The 13,435-nt window shown below is 59.9% G+C and carries 12 protein-coding genes and 2 pseudogenes; 7 read left to right on the top strand and 7 right to left on the bottom strand.

Annotated features, from left to right (window positions below; genetic code table 11):
* Positions 1 to 229 precede the first annotated feature (229 nt).
* Positions 230 to 511, top strand: a complete 282-nt coding sequence (locus tag K6M89_RS29455) for a helix-turn-helix transcriptional regulator (protein ID WP_246642721.1) — start codon at positions 230 to 232, stop codon at positions 509 to 511.
* Between the two features lie 117 nt (positions 512 to 628).
* Here K6M89_RS29455 and K6M89_RS31370 read toward each other — a convergent pair.
* A pseudogene (locus K6M89_RS31370) lies at positions 629 to 853 on the bottom strand (helix-turn-helix domain-containing protein); the annotation flags it as partial.
* 110 nt (positions 854 to 963) lie between these two features.
* Between K6M89_RS31370 and istA the strand changes: the two are divergent.
* Both istA and istB read left to right on the top strand, forming a co-directional pair.
* Positions 964 to 2,462, top strand: a pseudogene (istA, locus tag K6M89_RS29445) (IS21 family transposase).
* Positions 2,462 to 3,166, top strand: coding sequence for an IS21-like element helper ATPase IstB (istB, locus tag K6M89_RS29440; protein ID WP_222141792.1), 705 nt, complete (start codon positions 2,462 to 2,464; stop codon positions 3,164 to 3,166). Before istA ends, istB begins: the two are co-directional and overlap by 1 nt.
* 193 nt (positions 3,167 to 3,359) lie before the next feature.
* Here the strand turns inward: istB and K6M89_RS29435 are convergent, their stop codons facing one another.
* From K6M89_RS29435 to K6M89_RS29410, 6 genes are all read right to left on the bottom strand, one after another.
* On the bottom strand, positions 3,360 to 4,085 hold the full coding sequence (locus K6M89_RS29435) for an SDR family oxidoreductase (RefSeq protein ID WP_222141791.1): 726 nt from the start codon (positions 4,083 to 4,085) through the stop codon (positions 3,360 to 3,362).
* Positions 4,086 to 4,097: 12 nt separating this feature from the next.
* Entirely contained in the window at positions 4,098 to 5,159 is a 1,062-nt protein-coding gene (locus K6M89_RS29430; RefSeq protein ID WP_097583476.1) for an ABC transporter ATP-binding protein, read from the bottom strand.
* Between the two features lie 59 nt (positions 5,160 to 5,218).
* On the bottom strand, positions 5,219 to 5,425 hold the full coding sequence (locus K6M89_RS29425) for a DUF2160 family membrane protein (RefSeq protein WP_097583474.1): 207 nt from the start codon (positions 5,423 to 5,425) through the stop codon (positions 5,219 to 5,221).
* A 4-nt stretch (positions 5,426 to 5,429) separates the two neighbouring features.
* The gene (locus tag K6M89_RS29420) at positions 5,430 to 6,266 is read right to left on the bottom strand and encodes a carbohydrate ABC transporter permease (protein WP_064684739.1); all 837 of its coding nucleotides are present in this window, start codon (positions 6,264 to 6,266) and stop codon (positions 5,430 to 5,432) included.
* Between the two features lie 4 nt (positions 6,267 to 6,270).
* A complete protein-coding gene (locus tag K6M89_RS29415; RefSeq protein WP_222141790.1) occupies positions 6,271 to 7,146 on the bottom strand; it encodes a carbohydrate ABC transporter permease in 876 nt (291 codons plus the stop codon).
* Positions 7,147 to 7,242: 96 nt separating this feature from the next.
* A complete protein-coding gene (locus K6M89_RS29410; protein WP_097583472.1) occupies positions 7,243 to 8,676 on the bottom strand; it encodes an extracellular solute-binding protein in 1,434 nt (477 codons plus the stop codon).
* 296 nt (positions 8,677 to 8,972) lie between these two features.
* On the opposite strand from K6M89_RS29410, the gene K6M89_RS29405 reads away from it, so the two are divergent.
* From K6M89_RS29405 to K6M89_RS29390, 4 genes are all read left to right on the top strand, one after another.
* A complete protein-coding gene (locus K6M89_RS29405; protein ID WP_222141789.1) occupies positions 8,973 to 9,857 on the top strand; it encodes a sugar phosphate isomerase/epimerase family protein in 885 nt (294 codons plus the stop codon).
* Positions 9,858 to 9,919: 62 nt separating this feature from the next.
* Complete coding sequence (locus K6M89_RS29400; RefSeq protein WP_222141788.1) at positions 9,920 to 11,146, top strand: ROK family transcriptional regulator; 1,227 nt, start codon at positions 9,920 to 9,922, stop codon at positions 11,144 to 11,146.
* A gap of 30 nt (positions 11,147 to 11,176) precedes the next feature.
* Positions 11,177 to 12,154: a tagatose kinase gene (locus K6M89_RS29395; RefSeq protein WP_222141787.1), complete on the top strand. Its 978-nt coding sequence runs from the start codon at positions 11,177 to 11,179 to the stop codon at positions 12,152 to 12,154.
* A complete protein-coding gene (locus tag K6M89_RS29390; RefSeq protein WP_222141786.1) occupies positions 12,154 to 13,431 on the top strand; it encodes a D-tagatose-bisphosphate aldolase, class II, non-catalytic subunit in 1,278 nt (425 codons plus the stop codon). Before K6M89_RS29395 ends, K6M89_RS29390 begins: the two co-directional genes overlap by 1 nt.
* The last annotated feature ends 4 nt before the right edge of the window (positions 13,432 to 13,435 follow it).

The raw sequence follows: 13,435 nt of genomic DNA, 5'->3' as shown, positions 1-13,435 counted from the left end.
GGAGCAGCCCGGTAGCTCGTCAGGCTCATAACCTGAAGGCCGCAGGTTCAAATCCTGCCCCCGCAACCAAACTCTTCAATAGGCAATAGCCAAAAAGCCCGCTTCGTGCGGGCTTTTGGCGTTTCTGGTAGAGCGTCGAAGTGAACGCACCCCCGCAAGACGGCAAAGCCGACGCATTGAACGGTTCAAATCCTACCCTCCCGCTGAAACAAATCGCGCGATCGTCTGGATGCGAGATCATTTTCGCGAAAATTGTTCGGTGGAGGATGCCGCCGAGGTCGCCACCATGAGCCGGTCGGCCTTTCACGCGCGGTTCAAGGCTATCACGATGTTGCGCCCGGTGGAATTTCGCACGCAGTTGAGACTGCAGCAAGCGCGGCGCCTGATGTTGAGTGAAGATCTGGATGCCGCCAGCGCCGGTTTCGAAGTTGGGTATTCGAGCCCATCTCAATTCTCACGAGAATATCGGCGCGTATTCGGTGTGCCACCGTCGAAGCATAAGGCGGAATAGCGCTATGTGCACATTCCCCATTTTCAGCTCTCGGGCGGCGCTCCGACGTGACCCAAGACGGTGCATAGAAAGGTGTGTCGAAGTTGGGGTGATGGCGGTCTCATGCCGCGACCTGGGTCTGCCGAAACTTTCCCGTACATCTCGCGCGGGTGATGACCCAAACAACCGGCCATATTCGCGCGTGAACTGGGGGACGCTCTCGTAGCCGACGGCGTAGGCCGCGTTGCTGATCGGTGCGCCTTCAGAGATCATCATCCGCCGCGCCTCGATGAGGCGCAGTTGCTTCTGGAACTGGAGCGGAGACAGCGATGTGACCACGCGGAAGTGATGGTGGAATGAAGTGTGTTTCGGCGTGCAAATTTGACCCCCTTGGCGGGGTAATCGGCGTCCAATTTTGACCCCCCTCAGATTTCATCTGACCATCCGGCTTTTGACTGCGGATGGAGCGGGAGTTGAAGCGAGTGGATACGATTGCACGTGTTCGACGGGCCTTCCATGTGCAGGGCTGGTCGGTGAAGAAGATCGTCCGGGAACTCCACGTGTCGCGCAACACGGTTCGCAAGATACTGCGCTCCGACGAGACCGATTTTTCCTATGAACGCGAGCGACAACCGCTGCCAAGGATCGGAGCGTGGAAGGCCGAGATCGAGCGGTTTCTGACAGCCAATGAGGGCAAGCCGTCGCGTGAACGGCTAACGCTGATCCGGATTTACGAGGAGGTTCGGGCACTCGGCTACGATGGCAGTTATGACGCGATCCGGCGATATGCCAAGACCTGGGCGAAGAACCGGGGAGCCGTGACGGCGGAAGCCTATGTGCCCCTCTATTACGCGCCAGGCGAAGCCTACCAGTTCGACTGGAGCCACGAGATCATTCTGGTCAACGGGGTGACGACGACCGTGAAGGTCGCGCACGTCCGGCTCTGCCACAGCCGGATGATGTTCGCCCGAGCCTATGCGTGAGAGCCAGGAGATGGTGTTCGATGCCCATGACAAGGCCTTCGCCTTCTTCCGTGGCACCTGCACGCGCGGCATCTACGACAACATGAAGACTGCGGTCGAGACGGTGTTCGTCGGCAAGGAGCGACAATACAATCGTCGCTTCCTGCAGATGTGCAGCCACTATCTCGTTCACCCCGTTGCCTGCACGCCCGCATCCGGTTGGGAGAAGGGACAGGTCGAGAACCAGGTCGGTCTGGTGCGCGAGCGCTTCTTCACACCGCGCCTGCGGGTCAAAAGTCTGGATGAGCTGAATGTCTGGCTGCTCGACAAATGCATCGCCTACGCCAAGGCACACCGCCATCCCGAGCAGACCGAGCGGATGATCTGGCAGATGTTCGAGGAGGAGCGCGGCAGCCTGGTGCATTACGTTGGACTGTTCGATGGCTTCCACTGCGTTCCCGCCTCGGTGTCGAAGACCTGCACAGTCCGCTTCGACAACAACAAATACTCCGTCCTCTCGACTGCAGTCGGCCGCCCTGTTGAGGTTCATGCCTATGCCGAGAAGATCGTCATCAGGCAGGACGGCGTGAACGTCGGTGAGCATCCTCGTTGCTTTGGCCGTGGCGAGACGATCTACGATCCCTGGCATTAGGTCCCCGTTCTGGCTCGCAAACCTGGTGCTTTGCGCAATGGTGCGCCGTTCCGGGAATGGGTCTTACCCCGCTGCGGGCCAGAATGTTGATGATCACCGAGGCTGAACAGACGCCGTGATCCAAAGCCTCCTGGCAGGCAGCATCGACAGCCGCTAACCCATCGGTGGGAACACAGCCAAGGATGGTGACCATTTGCCGATCACCATCATGGACGCTCTTCAGCCGCCGGCGCACTTTCTCCATCGCTGCCGTGATCCGGCTCCGGCCGCAACTCTGCAAACCCCGGATGCGCTGCGTCTGACCCATGAACCGGTCGCCGATTGCGCACGCTATGACAGCCTCAGGAGGGCAAGCTGATGGAACGCACGCAAGTTCTCGAACTCATGAGCACGCTGAAGCTCTATGGAATGCGCATCAAACGGCAGCACGAACCGCCGCGCATCGTCGGCGATCTCTTGCAATCGGAGATCGCCGAGAAGCAGGCACGCTCTATTCGCTACCAGCTCAGCATCGCCAAGCTGCCGCTCGCCAAGGACATCGACGACTTCGACTTCGCCGATACGCCCGTCAATGAATCCCTGGTGCGGGAGCTGGCCACCGGCACCTTCGTCGCCGATCAGCGCAATGTCGTTCTCGTCGGCGGCACGGGAACCGGGAAGAGCCATCTGGCCATCGCGATTGCCCGTGCTCTCATCCGCAACGGAACGCGCGGCCGCTTCTTCAACGTCGTCGATCTGGTCAATCGATTGGAAACGGAAACGCGCAGCGGCAAGCAAGGGCGGACGGCCGACTATCTCAACCGTCTCGACTTCATCATCCTCGACGAACTCGGCTATCTGCCATTTGCCCAGGCAGGCGGTCAGCTCCTGTTCCATCTGATCAGCAGGCTCTACGAGCGCACGTCGATCATCGTCACCACGAACCTCGCGTTCGGCGAATGGCCGACGGTGTTCGGCGACGCCAAAATGACGACCGCACTTCTGAACCGTCTGACCCATCATTGCGAGATTGTCGAAACCGGAAACGAGTCCTGGCGCTTCAAGAACCGCTCTCAAAGCTAAAGCCGAAGACGATCATCACCCGCACTTGGCCTACCCTCTGCAACCCCGGCCAGCGCCGGGCAGGCCAAGCGCTGATTTACCCCGCCAAGGGGGTCAAAATTCGATGCCGATAAGGGGTGAATTTTGGATGCTGATTGACAAGCATTCAGCGATCAGCGATCAGCGATGAGCTGATTTGAGAATCCTGAATGCCTCAGGCGATCATATAGCCCCCGTCCACCGGCATCGATATGCCGTTCACCATGGCAGCCTCATCGGAGAGGAGGAAAAGGACAATCTCGGCGATGTCCGCTGGCTCAGCGAAGCGACCGACAGGAATTCGCTTCATCATCCCCGCGGCCTTCTCGGGGTCGCTCCACGCCTTTACCGCCATCGGAGTCATGGTCACCGTTGGGTGGACGCCGTTCGCGCGTATCCCGCGAGGCGCAAGCTCCTTTGCCATGACCCGCGTCAAGCCATCCAATCCACCCTTTGAGGCACAATAGGCCGCGTGGTCGGGGATGCCGATGAAGGAGGCGACCGACGAGACATTGACGATGGCGCCGTGACGACCGTCCTTGATCAGCGAACGGGCGTATTCCTGGCCGACGATCATCGGAGCACGCGTGTTGACCGCGACAAGACGGTCAAATGCTTCGACTGTTGTCTCCAGGAAAGGTTGGAGCTCGGTCGTGCCGGCGCAGTTGACGAGGAAATCGGCGGGAAGGGCGGCGATCGCCGCCTCTCTTGTCGCATCGGCGTCCGCGAGATCGACCTGTATGGCCCGGCAGCCGGATTCCCCACGCAGCGCTTCGACATCGGCGACACTCCGTGTCAGAGCGACGACATGCGCTCCCCTTTCGATGAGCATCCTTGCGATTTCACGTCCGATGCCCTTTCCGGCGCCGGTCACGATGACCGTCTTTCCTTTGAACTCCATCAGTCGTCTCCCTTACAGCCTCTGGCCTGTTTCCCGATCGAATATATGCGCACGCCGGGGATCGATGTGGAAATACATCGTCCGTCCGGGATCTATCTCGATGCGTTCGCGGATCAGGGCGTCGATCGGAACGCCTCCCGTGCGGCCGAAGATCAATGTCTCCGAACCCGTGGGCTCGAAAACCGAGACTTCGACTGGAACGCCATCCTCGCCGATCGTGATATGCTCCGGCCGGATGCCGTACGTAACGGCCCTTCCTTCGTCCGCATTTGTATTTCCCATGGGAAGGGCGATACCCTGGTCGGTGACGACGACCTTTCTGCCGTCGCGGGTCGCGATGCGGCCCTGCAGGAAGTTCATCGATGGGCTGCCGATGAAACCGGCGACGAAGAGGTTGACCGGGAAGTCGTAGAGATCGAGAGGCTTTCCGATCTGCTCGACCCTGCCGTCGCGCATCACCACGATCTTGTTGGCCATCGTCATGGCCTCGATCTGATCGTGCGTGACGTAGACGGTGGTGGTCTTCAACCGCTGGTGAAGCTCCTTGATTTCGACCCGCATGGTGACGCGAAGCTTGGCGTCGAGGTTCGACAACGGCTCGTCGAACAGGAAGACCTTCGGATCGCGGACGATCGCGCGGCCCATCGCCACGCGCTGACGCTGCCCACCCGACAGTTGCTTCGGATAACGGTCGAGATAGGGCGTCAGGTCGAGAATCTCAGCTGCCCTGCCGACCTTTTCGTCGATCTCCGCCTTGGGGCGCTTGGCCATCTTCAGCGGAAAGCCCATGTTCTCGGCGACAGTTTTGTGCGGATAGAGCGCGTAGCTCTGGAAGACCATCGCGATGTCGCGCTCCTTCGGAGGAGCGTTGGTGACAACACGGCCGCCGATCCGAATGTCGCCGCCGCTGACGGTCTCGAGACCGGCGATCATGCGCAGCAGCGTGGACTTGCCGCATCCGGATGGACCGACCAGCACGACGAATTCGCCGTCCTCGATGTCGACGCTGACGCCATGCATGACCTGAAGAGAGCCATATTTCTTGGTGACGTCGCTAACCTGTACGTTTGCCAATGTCGTTCCCCCTAAAGCAGCGCAGCTTTTGTTTTAATGGCCTTGACGGATTCATCGGATCATCCCTTCCAGACGAGGTAGGCGCCGAGGGCTGCCGAGATTGCTGCCGCAAACCAAACCGAAAGCCCGAACGGCTCGATGAAGCGCATCCAGAACAGCGAGAGCGCGACCCAGATCACCACCGAGATGAAGAGCCGGTCGAACCAGTTCGTTTCGATCGGCAGAAACCCCGGCTTGCGTTCGTCATTTCCTGATGGAGACGTCATAGCTTCATCCTTTCACGGCACCGAAAGTCAGGCCGGCAACGATGTGACGCTGCACCACCGAAAAGACGATGAGCGCCGGAACCAGTGTCAGCATTGAGATTGCCGCCATGATGCCCCAGGCCGTCCCCGTCGTGGTCACGTATTCCGACAGGCCGGTGGTCAGCGTCCGCGCATTGAAGTTGGTGAGCGTCGCCGCAAGCAGGTATTCGTTCCAAGCAAACACCCAGGTCAGGATCAGCGTCACCGCAAGTCCTGGCCGTGCCAAGGGAAAGACGATGTCGTAGAGAACGACCCATGGGCTGGCGCCGTCCATATAGGCGGCCTCATCCAACTCCTTCGGAATGCCTTCCACGGTCGGGCGCAGCGTCCAGATGGCGAAGGGAAGATTGAAGGAGCAGTAGACCAGAATCATGCCGAGCCGGGAATCTGCGAGCGAGAAGTCGCCGATCTTGTAGACCTGCGTCAGCAGCAGGAAGAGCGGCAGGAGGAAGACCGCCGGCGGCGCCATGCGGTTGGTGATCGTCCAGAAGAAGATGCTTTCCTTGCCGGCGAGGTCGAAGCGCGTCAGGGCGTAGCAGGCAAAAAAACCGAGCGTCGTCACGAGGAGCGCGTTGCCCGACGAAATGATCATCGAGTTGAGCATGTATCCGCGCAAGGTCGGATTGGTCAGCACGTCCTGGTAATTCTTCCAGAAGAAGCTCCGGAGAATGACATCGGGCGTCGAGAACAGGTCGAAGGGCTGTTTCACCGATATTACGAACAGCCAGTAGATTGGGAAAAGTGTCACAAAGCTTATCAGGGTCCACAGGACGGCCGGAAGCCAGGGATTCTGCTTCTTCATCGCTTCAACCTCTCTTCACGCGGGGCGCAATCAAGCCGACGTAGAGCAGCCAGCAGACGACGATAGTGAGGTAGAGGACGATGACGGAGATTGCCGAACCATAGCCGTAATTCGTCTTGGGGAAGACTTCCCGGAAGATATGGACGCCGATGTAGCGGGTCGATGAACCCGGGCCGCCTCCGGTCAGCATCAGGACTTCGTCGACGGTACGGAGCGCATCCATCAGCCGGATGAACACCGTGGCGAGCAGAGCCGGGCGGATCAGGGGGAGCGTAATGTGCCAGAAGATCTGGCTCTTGCCCGCGCCGTCGATCTGCGCCTGTTCGAAGGGGTCTGACGGAAGCGAGACGAGGGCGGCGATCAGCGACAGGGTGACGAGCGGCGTCCAGTGCCAGATGTCCATGATCACCGTCACGGTGAAGGCCGCGACAGCACTCTGGCCGATATTCAGATCGTACCCGAACCAGCTCCTCAGAAGATAGGGAATGATGCCGATGGACGGGGTGGTCATCAGCTTCCAGACTGAGCCGACGATGATCGGCGCCATGATCAGGGGCAGCGTATGGATCGTGCGAAACACCGCTTTTCCGGGAAAGTCCTTGAGCAGCGCCTGGGCGAGGATGTAGCCGAGGGCCAACTCCGACACGACCGCGAAGAAGACGAATGCCAGGGTTATGCCGAGCGATGCCAGGAACTGCGGGTCGAAGACGAGCCGCCGATAGTTTTCAGCCCAGTTGAAGATCATGCCCGGATTGGCCGCGAACGGGTTCCATGAATGGAAAGAGACCCAGAGGACGTAGATGAAAGGAAAGATCCCGAACAGTCCGAGGATCACTATGGTCGGTGACAGCAACAGCCACCCGAGCTTCTGCGAATGCATCGCCTGTCCCCCATTGAACGTTATGTGGACGTCCGCTCCATTCCGGAGCGCAAGATGACGGGTCGTCGGAACGACCCGTCAGTTGGGGAGGATGTTTTATTTGCGATAGCCGAGCGAGGTGAGCTCCTCTTCGGCCTTGGCCGCCATCTGGTCGAGGCCTTCATCGGGACCGATCTTGCCGGTCAGGATGTCGTAGAAGATGGGCGCAGTCGCTTCCCGTACCTGAGCATGGAAGGGATAGGGAGGAGCGCCGGCGAAGAGCTTGCCGTCGTCCTTCAGCATCGTGTAGAAGCCGCCGAGCTTGACGTCCATCTCCTTCACCTTCGGATCGTCGAACGTCGCCGTATTGGTGATGCGCGGTGCGGCGATCGCCCAATCGGGCTGCACTTCGTTCTGACCGATGAATTCGAGGAACAGCAGCGACGCTTCCTTGTTCTTGGACGTGACCGGCACGCCGAAGGCACCGCCATCGTAATAGCCGATATAGCCCTTTCCGGCTTTCGCGTCGTCCAGCACGCCCGGCTCGAGCGGTGGCAGAGCGAAACCGACCTGGCCGACCACCTTCGACTGCGCCGGATCGCTTGCGATCCACGCGGCATTCTCACCGTAGATCAGTCCCTGGGCGACGCGGCCAGCGGCGAAGGTCGTTGCGGTTTCCGTCCAGGTTGACTGCGTCGATTCCGGAGGAGCGATGTCGCGCAGGTGCAGCCAATACTTCAACGCGGCCTTCGCCTTGTCGCCGTTCATCGCGCCGCCATGTTCGACCGTCGCCGCATAGTTGTTCTTGGCGTCGATGCCCCAATTGTAGACGCCGAAGGTCGGCGCGATGGACTCGAAGAATTCATACCAGGACGCCGGATGGCCTGTATGTGCCTGAGCGGTGGTGCCCCAGAGCTCCATTCCGTTGTCCTTGCCGTACTTCGTGAAGAAGTCGGCGATCTCGGTGTATTCCGCGTGTGTGGTCGCCGGCTTCAGGTCCTTGCCGGTTTCCTTCTTGAAGGCTTCCTTGATCTTCGGATCGTCGAAGAGGTCCTTGCGATAGAGATACGCCTTCAGGAAGGCTTCCATCGGAACGCCGAAGAGATCGCCGCTCGCGTCCTTGAAGTAGTCGGCAAAGCTGGTGAAGTTGGCGTCGTCGTAGGTCGGTGCTTTCAGATCCGGCTGGTCTTTCAGCGTCTTCGTGATGTCGACGAGGAAGTTCCTGGCCAGATAGGAGTAGATGATGTCCTGCTCGATGTAGACCATGTCATAGATGCCGGTCTTGGCTTCCATGTCCTTGATGGCCTTGTCGTACATCTGATCCCAGGACGTCGTCTCGATGTCGACCTTGATGCCGGTCTTCTTTTCGAATTCCGGAGCAAGCACGTTCTTGATGTAGTTCGACGGCGGGGTGCTTTCGGTGACGCCGTGTAGGGTCACGCCCTTGAATTTAGCACCGGCGTCGGACCAGAAGTCGGCCCAAGCCGGTGAAGCAGTGGCGGCGAGGCTGAGCGTCAGCGCAAGCGCGCTAGCCTTCAAAGCATAGTTCATTTCCAATCCTCCCAGAGTGCAGCGAGATCATTTCGCCGGTGCTTTGTGTAGGCCAAAAAAACCGGCAGCGCAACATTTGTTGTCTAAACATGCAAATGCTCTGTCTATCCTATTGATTTTCGGGGAAACTAATTTTTATAGGAAGCACAGAGCACTCCAGATCGAGATAAAATGTTGCAATGCAAGCTCTTTTTGCAAGGCAGCAAAAAACAGGTGACTAAAATTATTTGTTGCCTAACCAAACTAAATACCATAGCACTGCCCGTAATCAAATGCATTTCGTGGAGGAAAAGGCCATGCGTCGATTGGGTATCCATTCATTTGTATGGACAGGCGGCCAAACGCAGGAAGGGCTGGAGATGGCACTCAACAAAACGGCCGAACACGGATATCGCACGATCGAATTTGCCTATCTGCGCCCTGAGAAATTCAACCTCGATCGATTGGCCAAGCTTGCCCAGTCCCTTGACGTCGAGATTGGCGTGACGATGGGTCTGCCGCTCGACAAGGATGTATCGAGCGAGGACATATCTGTTGTCTCCGCTGGCAAGCAGACGTTGGCCGACGCCATTCGTGCGGTCCGCGATATCGGCGGCAACAAGCTCGGCGGGATTCTGTATTCCGCGCACACCAAGTACAATCGCCAGCCGACGAAGAAGGGCTGGGACAACAGCGTCGCTGCGATCGCTGCGACCGGCGAAATCGCCAGACAGGCAAATGTCGACCTCGTCCTTGAGATCGTCAACCGGTTCGAGACGAACCTGCTGAATACGACGGCGCAGGGGCTCAAGTTCATCGCCGAGACGGGATCGGAGCATGTCCGTCTCCATCTCGACACGTTCCACATGAACATCGAGGAAGCCAACCCGGCCGCCGCGATCCGTCTCGCCGGCGACAAGATCGGCTACTTCCACATCGGCGAGAGCAATCGCGGTTACCTTGGCGACGGCGTCATCAACTTCGATCTGATCTTCGACGCGTTGCTCGACATCGACTACAAGCGCGACATCGTGTTCGAAAGCTTCTCGACGACGGTTGTCGACGAAGGCCTGTCGCTCGCCTGCGCGATCTGGCGCGATACCTGGGAGGATAATGATCCGCTTGCGGCGCACGCGAAGCGCTACATCGAGCTTAAATGTGACGAGGCCAAGCGCCGCCGCGCCACAAACGCGCGGCCCTGATTATCCTTCTGACAGCCTGTTCCAGTCGTGTAAGGGTTGGGCGACTTGAAGGGAATTGCAAGATGAACGACACCGTCTCCATTGGAAGTTCGCCGCGCAGGATCCGGCAGAACAATATCGTCGCCGCCTTGCAGACGATCTACGCCCACGGGAGCCTCAGCCGGGCGGATCTCGCCCGGAAGCTCGGCATGAATCGCTCATCCTCGGGAGAGATCGTCGCTGAATTGACGGAAGGCGGATTCGTTCAGGAGTCGGACGAGAGCGGCAAGGAGCGGCTGGAGCATTCCCGTGCCGGGCGCCCGGGCATCATGCTCGAACTGGTTCCCGATGCCGCATTCTTCGTGGGAATCGAGATTGGCGTCGAGCATATATCAGCGGTCGTTATCGATCTTTCCGCCGAAGTCCGGGCATGTCGGAAAATGGCGTTCGACACGCCGTCCTCGACGGTGGAGGAGGCCATGGCGCAGGGTGTCGAGCTAATTGTCAGTGCGATGGCAAAGAGGATGATCGGAAAGTGCAAAGGTTTCGGCATATCGACGCCGGCCCATATCCGGCCGGATGGATTTGTCACCCTCGCACCCATCATTGGCTGGCGAGACGTACCGTTGAAGGAGATTGGCCAATCCGCCTTCTTGGCCGCTTTCCCGGCCGCCGTGCCCATCGCGGTCGAAAACGACGCCAACGCCTTTGCGATCGGTGACAGCTATCGTCATGGCGCCGCAGGTGTGACCCTGTTTCTGCTCATGGAAACGGGCGTCGGCGGCGGCATCATGATCGACGGCAAGCTGTTCCGCGGCGGCCACGGTCTGGCGGGAGAAATCGGCCACACCCTGGTGCCGGGAAGCGGCGGTCAGAAGTTTGAACAGCTGATCGGTCGCGAGGTGCTCATCAGGCAGTATCGCGAGGCTGTCGGACGCGAGGAAGCGGATCTGCAGGAATTCCTCGGCGGCGTTCGTGACCGTGTCCCGGCTGCCGTCAATATCGCCGAAAGCTGGTCGCGGCATCTCGCATACGCATTGCTGCAAGCCTGTCGTCTGCTCGATCCGGACAGGATCGTACTGGGCGGCTCCGTGGCATCGCTCTACCCGATGGTGGCCGCCCGGGTGGCGGTCCACATGTCGGAGGGCCAGAACATCCCTTTCCCCACGCCTGAGATCGTCGTGGACGATGATGCGGAGTTCGGTTCCGCCTTCGGGGCGGCATGCATGCTGCACCAGCGCTTTCTGTCATTGGAGAGCGAGGAGTTCGGCAGCGAGGACGGTGCGCCGGTCCAATCGGCGCCGAGTTGACGACAAGAACTATCGAAAGCAGGATTGCAAATGGCTTCAGCACTGGCCCCGGATGCGCTTGGTCCCACGGTTTGCGTAGGCGAGATCCTTGTGGAGATCGTCGCCACGACGGTCGGAGACGGGTTTCTCGAAGCCCAGCCGCTCGTCGGTCCGTTCGCGAGCGGGGCGCCGGCGATCTTCATCTCGCAATGCGGTCGCCTGGGCGGCAAGGCGGCCATGGTCGGCGCCGTCGGCGATGACGATTTCGGCCGTGTCAATACGGACCGCCTGAAGCGCGACGGCGTCGATGTTTCGGCGATTTCGATCGATGCGGACTATCCCACGGGAAGCGCGTTTGTCCGCTATCGCGCGGATGGCTCCAGAGATTTCGTCTACAACATCGCCACATCCGCGGCGGCGCGTTTCGGCTGGTCCCAAACGGTCGGCGATCTCATCGATCGAAGTGGACATCTTCACGTGATGGGCTCGGCTCTGTCGGTCCCCAGTGCGCGCGAAGTGATCGAAAAGGCGGTCGATATCGTCAGGGCACGCGGGGGAACGCTCTCGGTGGATCCGAACATTCGCAGGGAATTGAAGCTGGACGAGGACACCGAGCGCCGGTTTTCCAAGCTTGTGGCCGCCGCCGATCTCCTTCTGCCGACCGGAGAGGAGCTCGAGCGTGCCGCAGGTGTCGAAGGAGAGGCAGAAGCGATCCGTCGCTTGTTCGAGATGGGCGTCAAGGAGATCGTGCTGAAGCGCGGCGTCAACGGGGCGACCTATTTCGGCAGGCAAGGAGACCGCATCGACGCTCCGGCATTTGTCGTTCAGGAGGTCGACCCCACCGGCGCCGGCGACTGCTTTGGCGGAGCCTATCTCACCTGCCGACGGCTCGGAATGTCTCAGAAGCAAGCGTTAACCTATGCCTCGGCCGCCGGCGCCCGAAACGTGATGGTCCTGGGTCCGATGGAAGGTGCCGGCACTCGGCAGGAACTGGACGCTTTCATAGCTTCAACGGAAAGGCGGCGGTGATGCAGGTGCATCTCAACGAACTGGCCAAGCTGAGGATCGAAGGCCACCCGACAGGCGTGACCTCCGTATGCTCCGCCCATCCGATCGTGCTGCGCGCCGCGCTCCGGCACGGGCAGCAACAGGGAAGCACCGTCCTAGTTGAAGCGACCTGCAACCAGGTCAATCACCTCGGTGGCTACACCGGAATGACGCCAAACGATTTCGCGTCCCTCGTGATGAAGATGGCCGCGGAAGAGGGGTGCCCCGAAAAACTCGTCCTTCTCGGCGGTGACCATCTCGGTCCCAATCCTTGGCGCGACCGCGCTGCGGAAGAGGCCATGGCCGAGGCGGAGAAGATGGTTGCCGCCTATGTCGAAGCCGGTTTCCGCAAGGTTCACCTCGATGCCTCGATGGGTTGCAAGGGTGAGCCGGTGGGGCTCGATGACGAAACCACCGCCCATCGCGCCGCCCGGCTGGCAGCAGTCGCCGAAGCTGCAGCGAAGAAGGTCGGCGGCGCAATGCCGGTTTACGTCATCGGCACCGAAGTGCCGCCGCCAGGCGGGGCCGATCATGCCCTGACAATGATCGAACCGACGGCCGCGGAAGCGGCACTGAAGACGATCGATGTCCATCGTCGAACCTTTGCGCAGGCAGGACTCGGCCAAGCGTTTGGACGTGCCATCGGGCTGGTCGTTCAGCCGGGCGTCGAGTTCGGCAATCACAATGTCGTCCGGTATGACCGCAGCAAGATAGACACGCTGAAATCGGTGCTCATCAAGGAGCCGCAATTCGTGTTCGAGGCTCACTCGACGGATTATCAGGGAAGCCGGCCGTTGACTGCGCTGGTGGAGGACGGGTTTCCCATCCTGAAGGTCGGTCCCGAGCTGACCTTCGTCCTGCGCGAGGCGCTCTATGCGCTGGATGCGATCGCGTCGGACCTCTTGCCCGATTACGGCCAGCGTCCGCTCTATGCGGCGATGGAAGCGCTGATGCTCGAGCAGCCAGGCAATTGGTGCCGCCACTACCACGGGACAAATGCCGAGATGCGCTGGCTGCGGCACTACTCGCTGTCAGACCGCATCCGCTATTATTGGGCGTCTGCTGAAGCGCAAGATGCCGTCCGGCGCCTTTGCGAGGCGCTTCGAGGGCAATCCGTACCGCTGCCATTGTTTTGGCAGCATATGCCGGCCGCAGAAGATTTCGCAAATGCGCCGCTCGATCCGGAACAGGTTTTGATTTGGAGAGTCACGAAGAGTCTTTCGGACTATCACGCCGCCTGCGGCGTCGAGAAAAATTAACAGT

It is taken from the genome of Rhizobium croatiense (assembly GCF_019793465.1).
GTDB lineage: Bacteria > Pseudomonadota > Alphaproteobacteria > Rhizobiales > Rhizobiaceae > Rhizobium > Rhizobium croatiense.
Note: the sequence above shows the minus strand (reverse complement) of the source record. Positions and strands in the feature narration are given on the sequence as shown.

Bases quoted from the DNA above. Each gene is read 5' to 3' on its own strand.
- K6M89_RS29390 (WP_222141786.1), top strand. From the start codon at position 12,154: ATGCAGGTGCATCTCAACGAACTGGCCAAGCTGAGGATCGAAGGCCAC.
- K6M89_RS29425 (WP_097583474.1), bottom strand. From the start codon at position 5,425: ATGACGTCTCCATCAGGAAATGACGAACGCAAGCCGGGGTTTCTGCCG.
- K6M89_RS29395 (WP_222141787.1), top strand. From the start codon at position 11,177: ATGGCTTCAGCACTGGCCCCGGATGCGCTTGGTCCCACGGTTTGCGTA.
- K6M89_RS29455 (WP_246642721.1), top strand. From the start codon at position 230: ATGCGAGATCATTTTCGCGAAAATTGTTCGGTGGAGGATGCCGCCGAG.
- K6M89_RS29405 (WP_222141789.1), top strand. From the start codon at position 8,973: ATGCGTCGATTGGGTATCCATTCATTTGTATGGACAGGCGGCCAAACG.
- K6M89_RS29410 (WP_097583472.1), bottom strand. From the start codon at position 8,676: ATGAACTATGCTTTGAAGGCTAGCGCGCTTGCGCTGACGCTCAGCCTC.
- istB (WP_222141792.1), top strand. From the start codon at position 2,462: ATGGAACGCACGCAAGTTCTCGAACTCATGAGCACGCTGAAGCTCTAT.
- K6M89_RS29415 (WP_222141790.1), bottom strand. From the start codon at position 7,146: ATGCATTCGCAGAAGCTCGGGTGGCTGTTGCTGTCACCGACCATAGTG.
- K6M89_RS29435 (WP_222141791.1), bottom strand. From the start codon at position 4,085: ATGGAGTTCAAAGGAAAGACGGTCATCGTGACCGGCGCCGGAAAGGGC.
- K6M89_RS29400 (WP_222141788.1), top strand. From the start codon at position 9,920: ATGAACGACACCGTCTCCATTGGAAGTTCGCCGCGCAGGATCCGGCAG.
- K6M89_RS29420 (WP_064684739.1), bottom strand. From the start codon at position 6,266: ATGAAGAAGCAGAATCCCTGGCTTCCGGCCGTCCTGTGGACCCTGATA.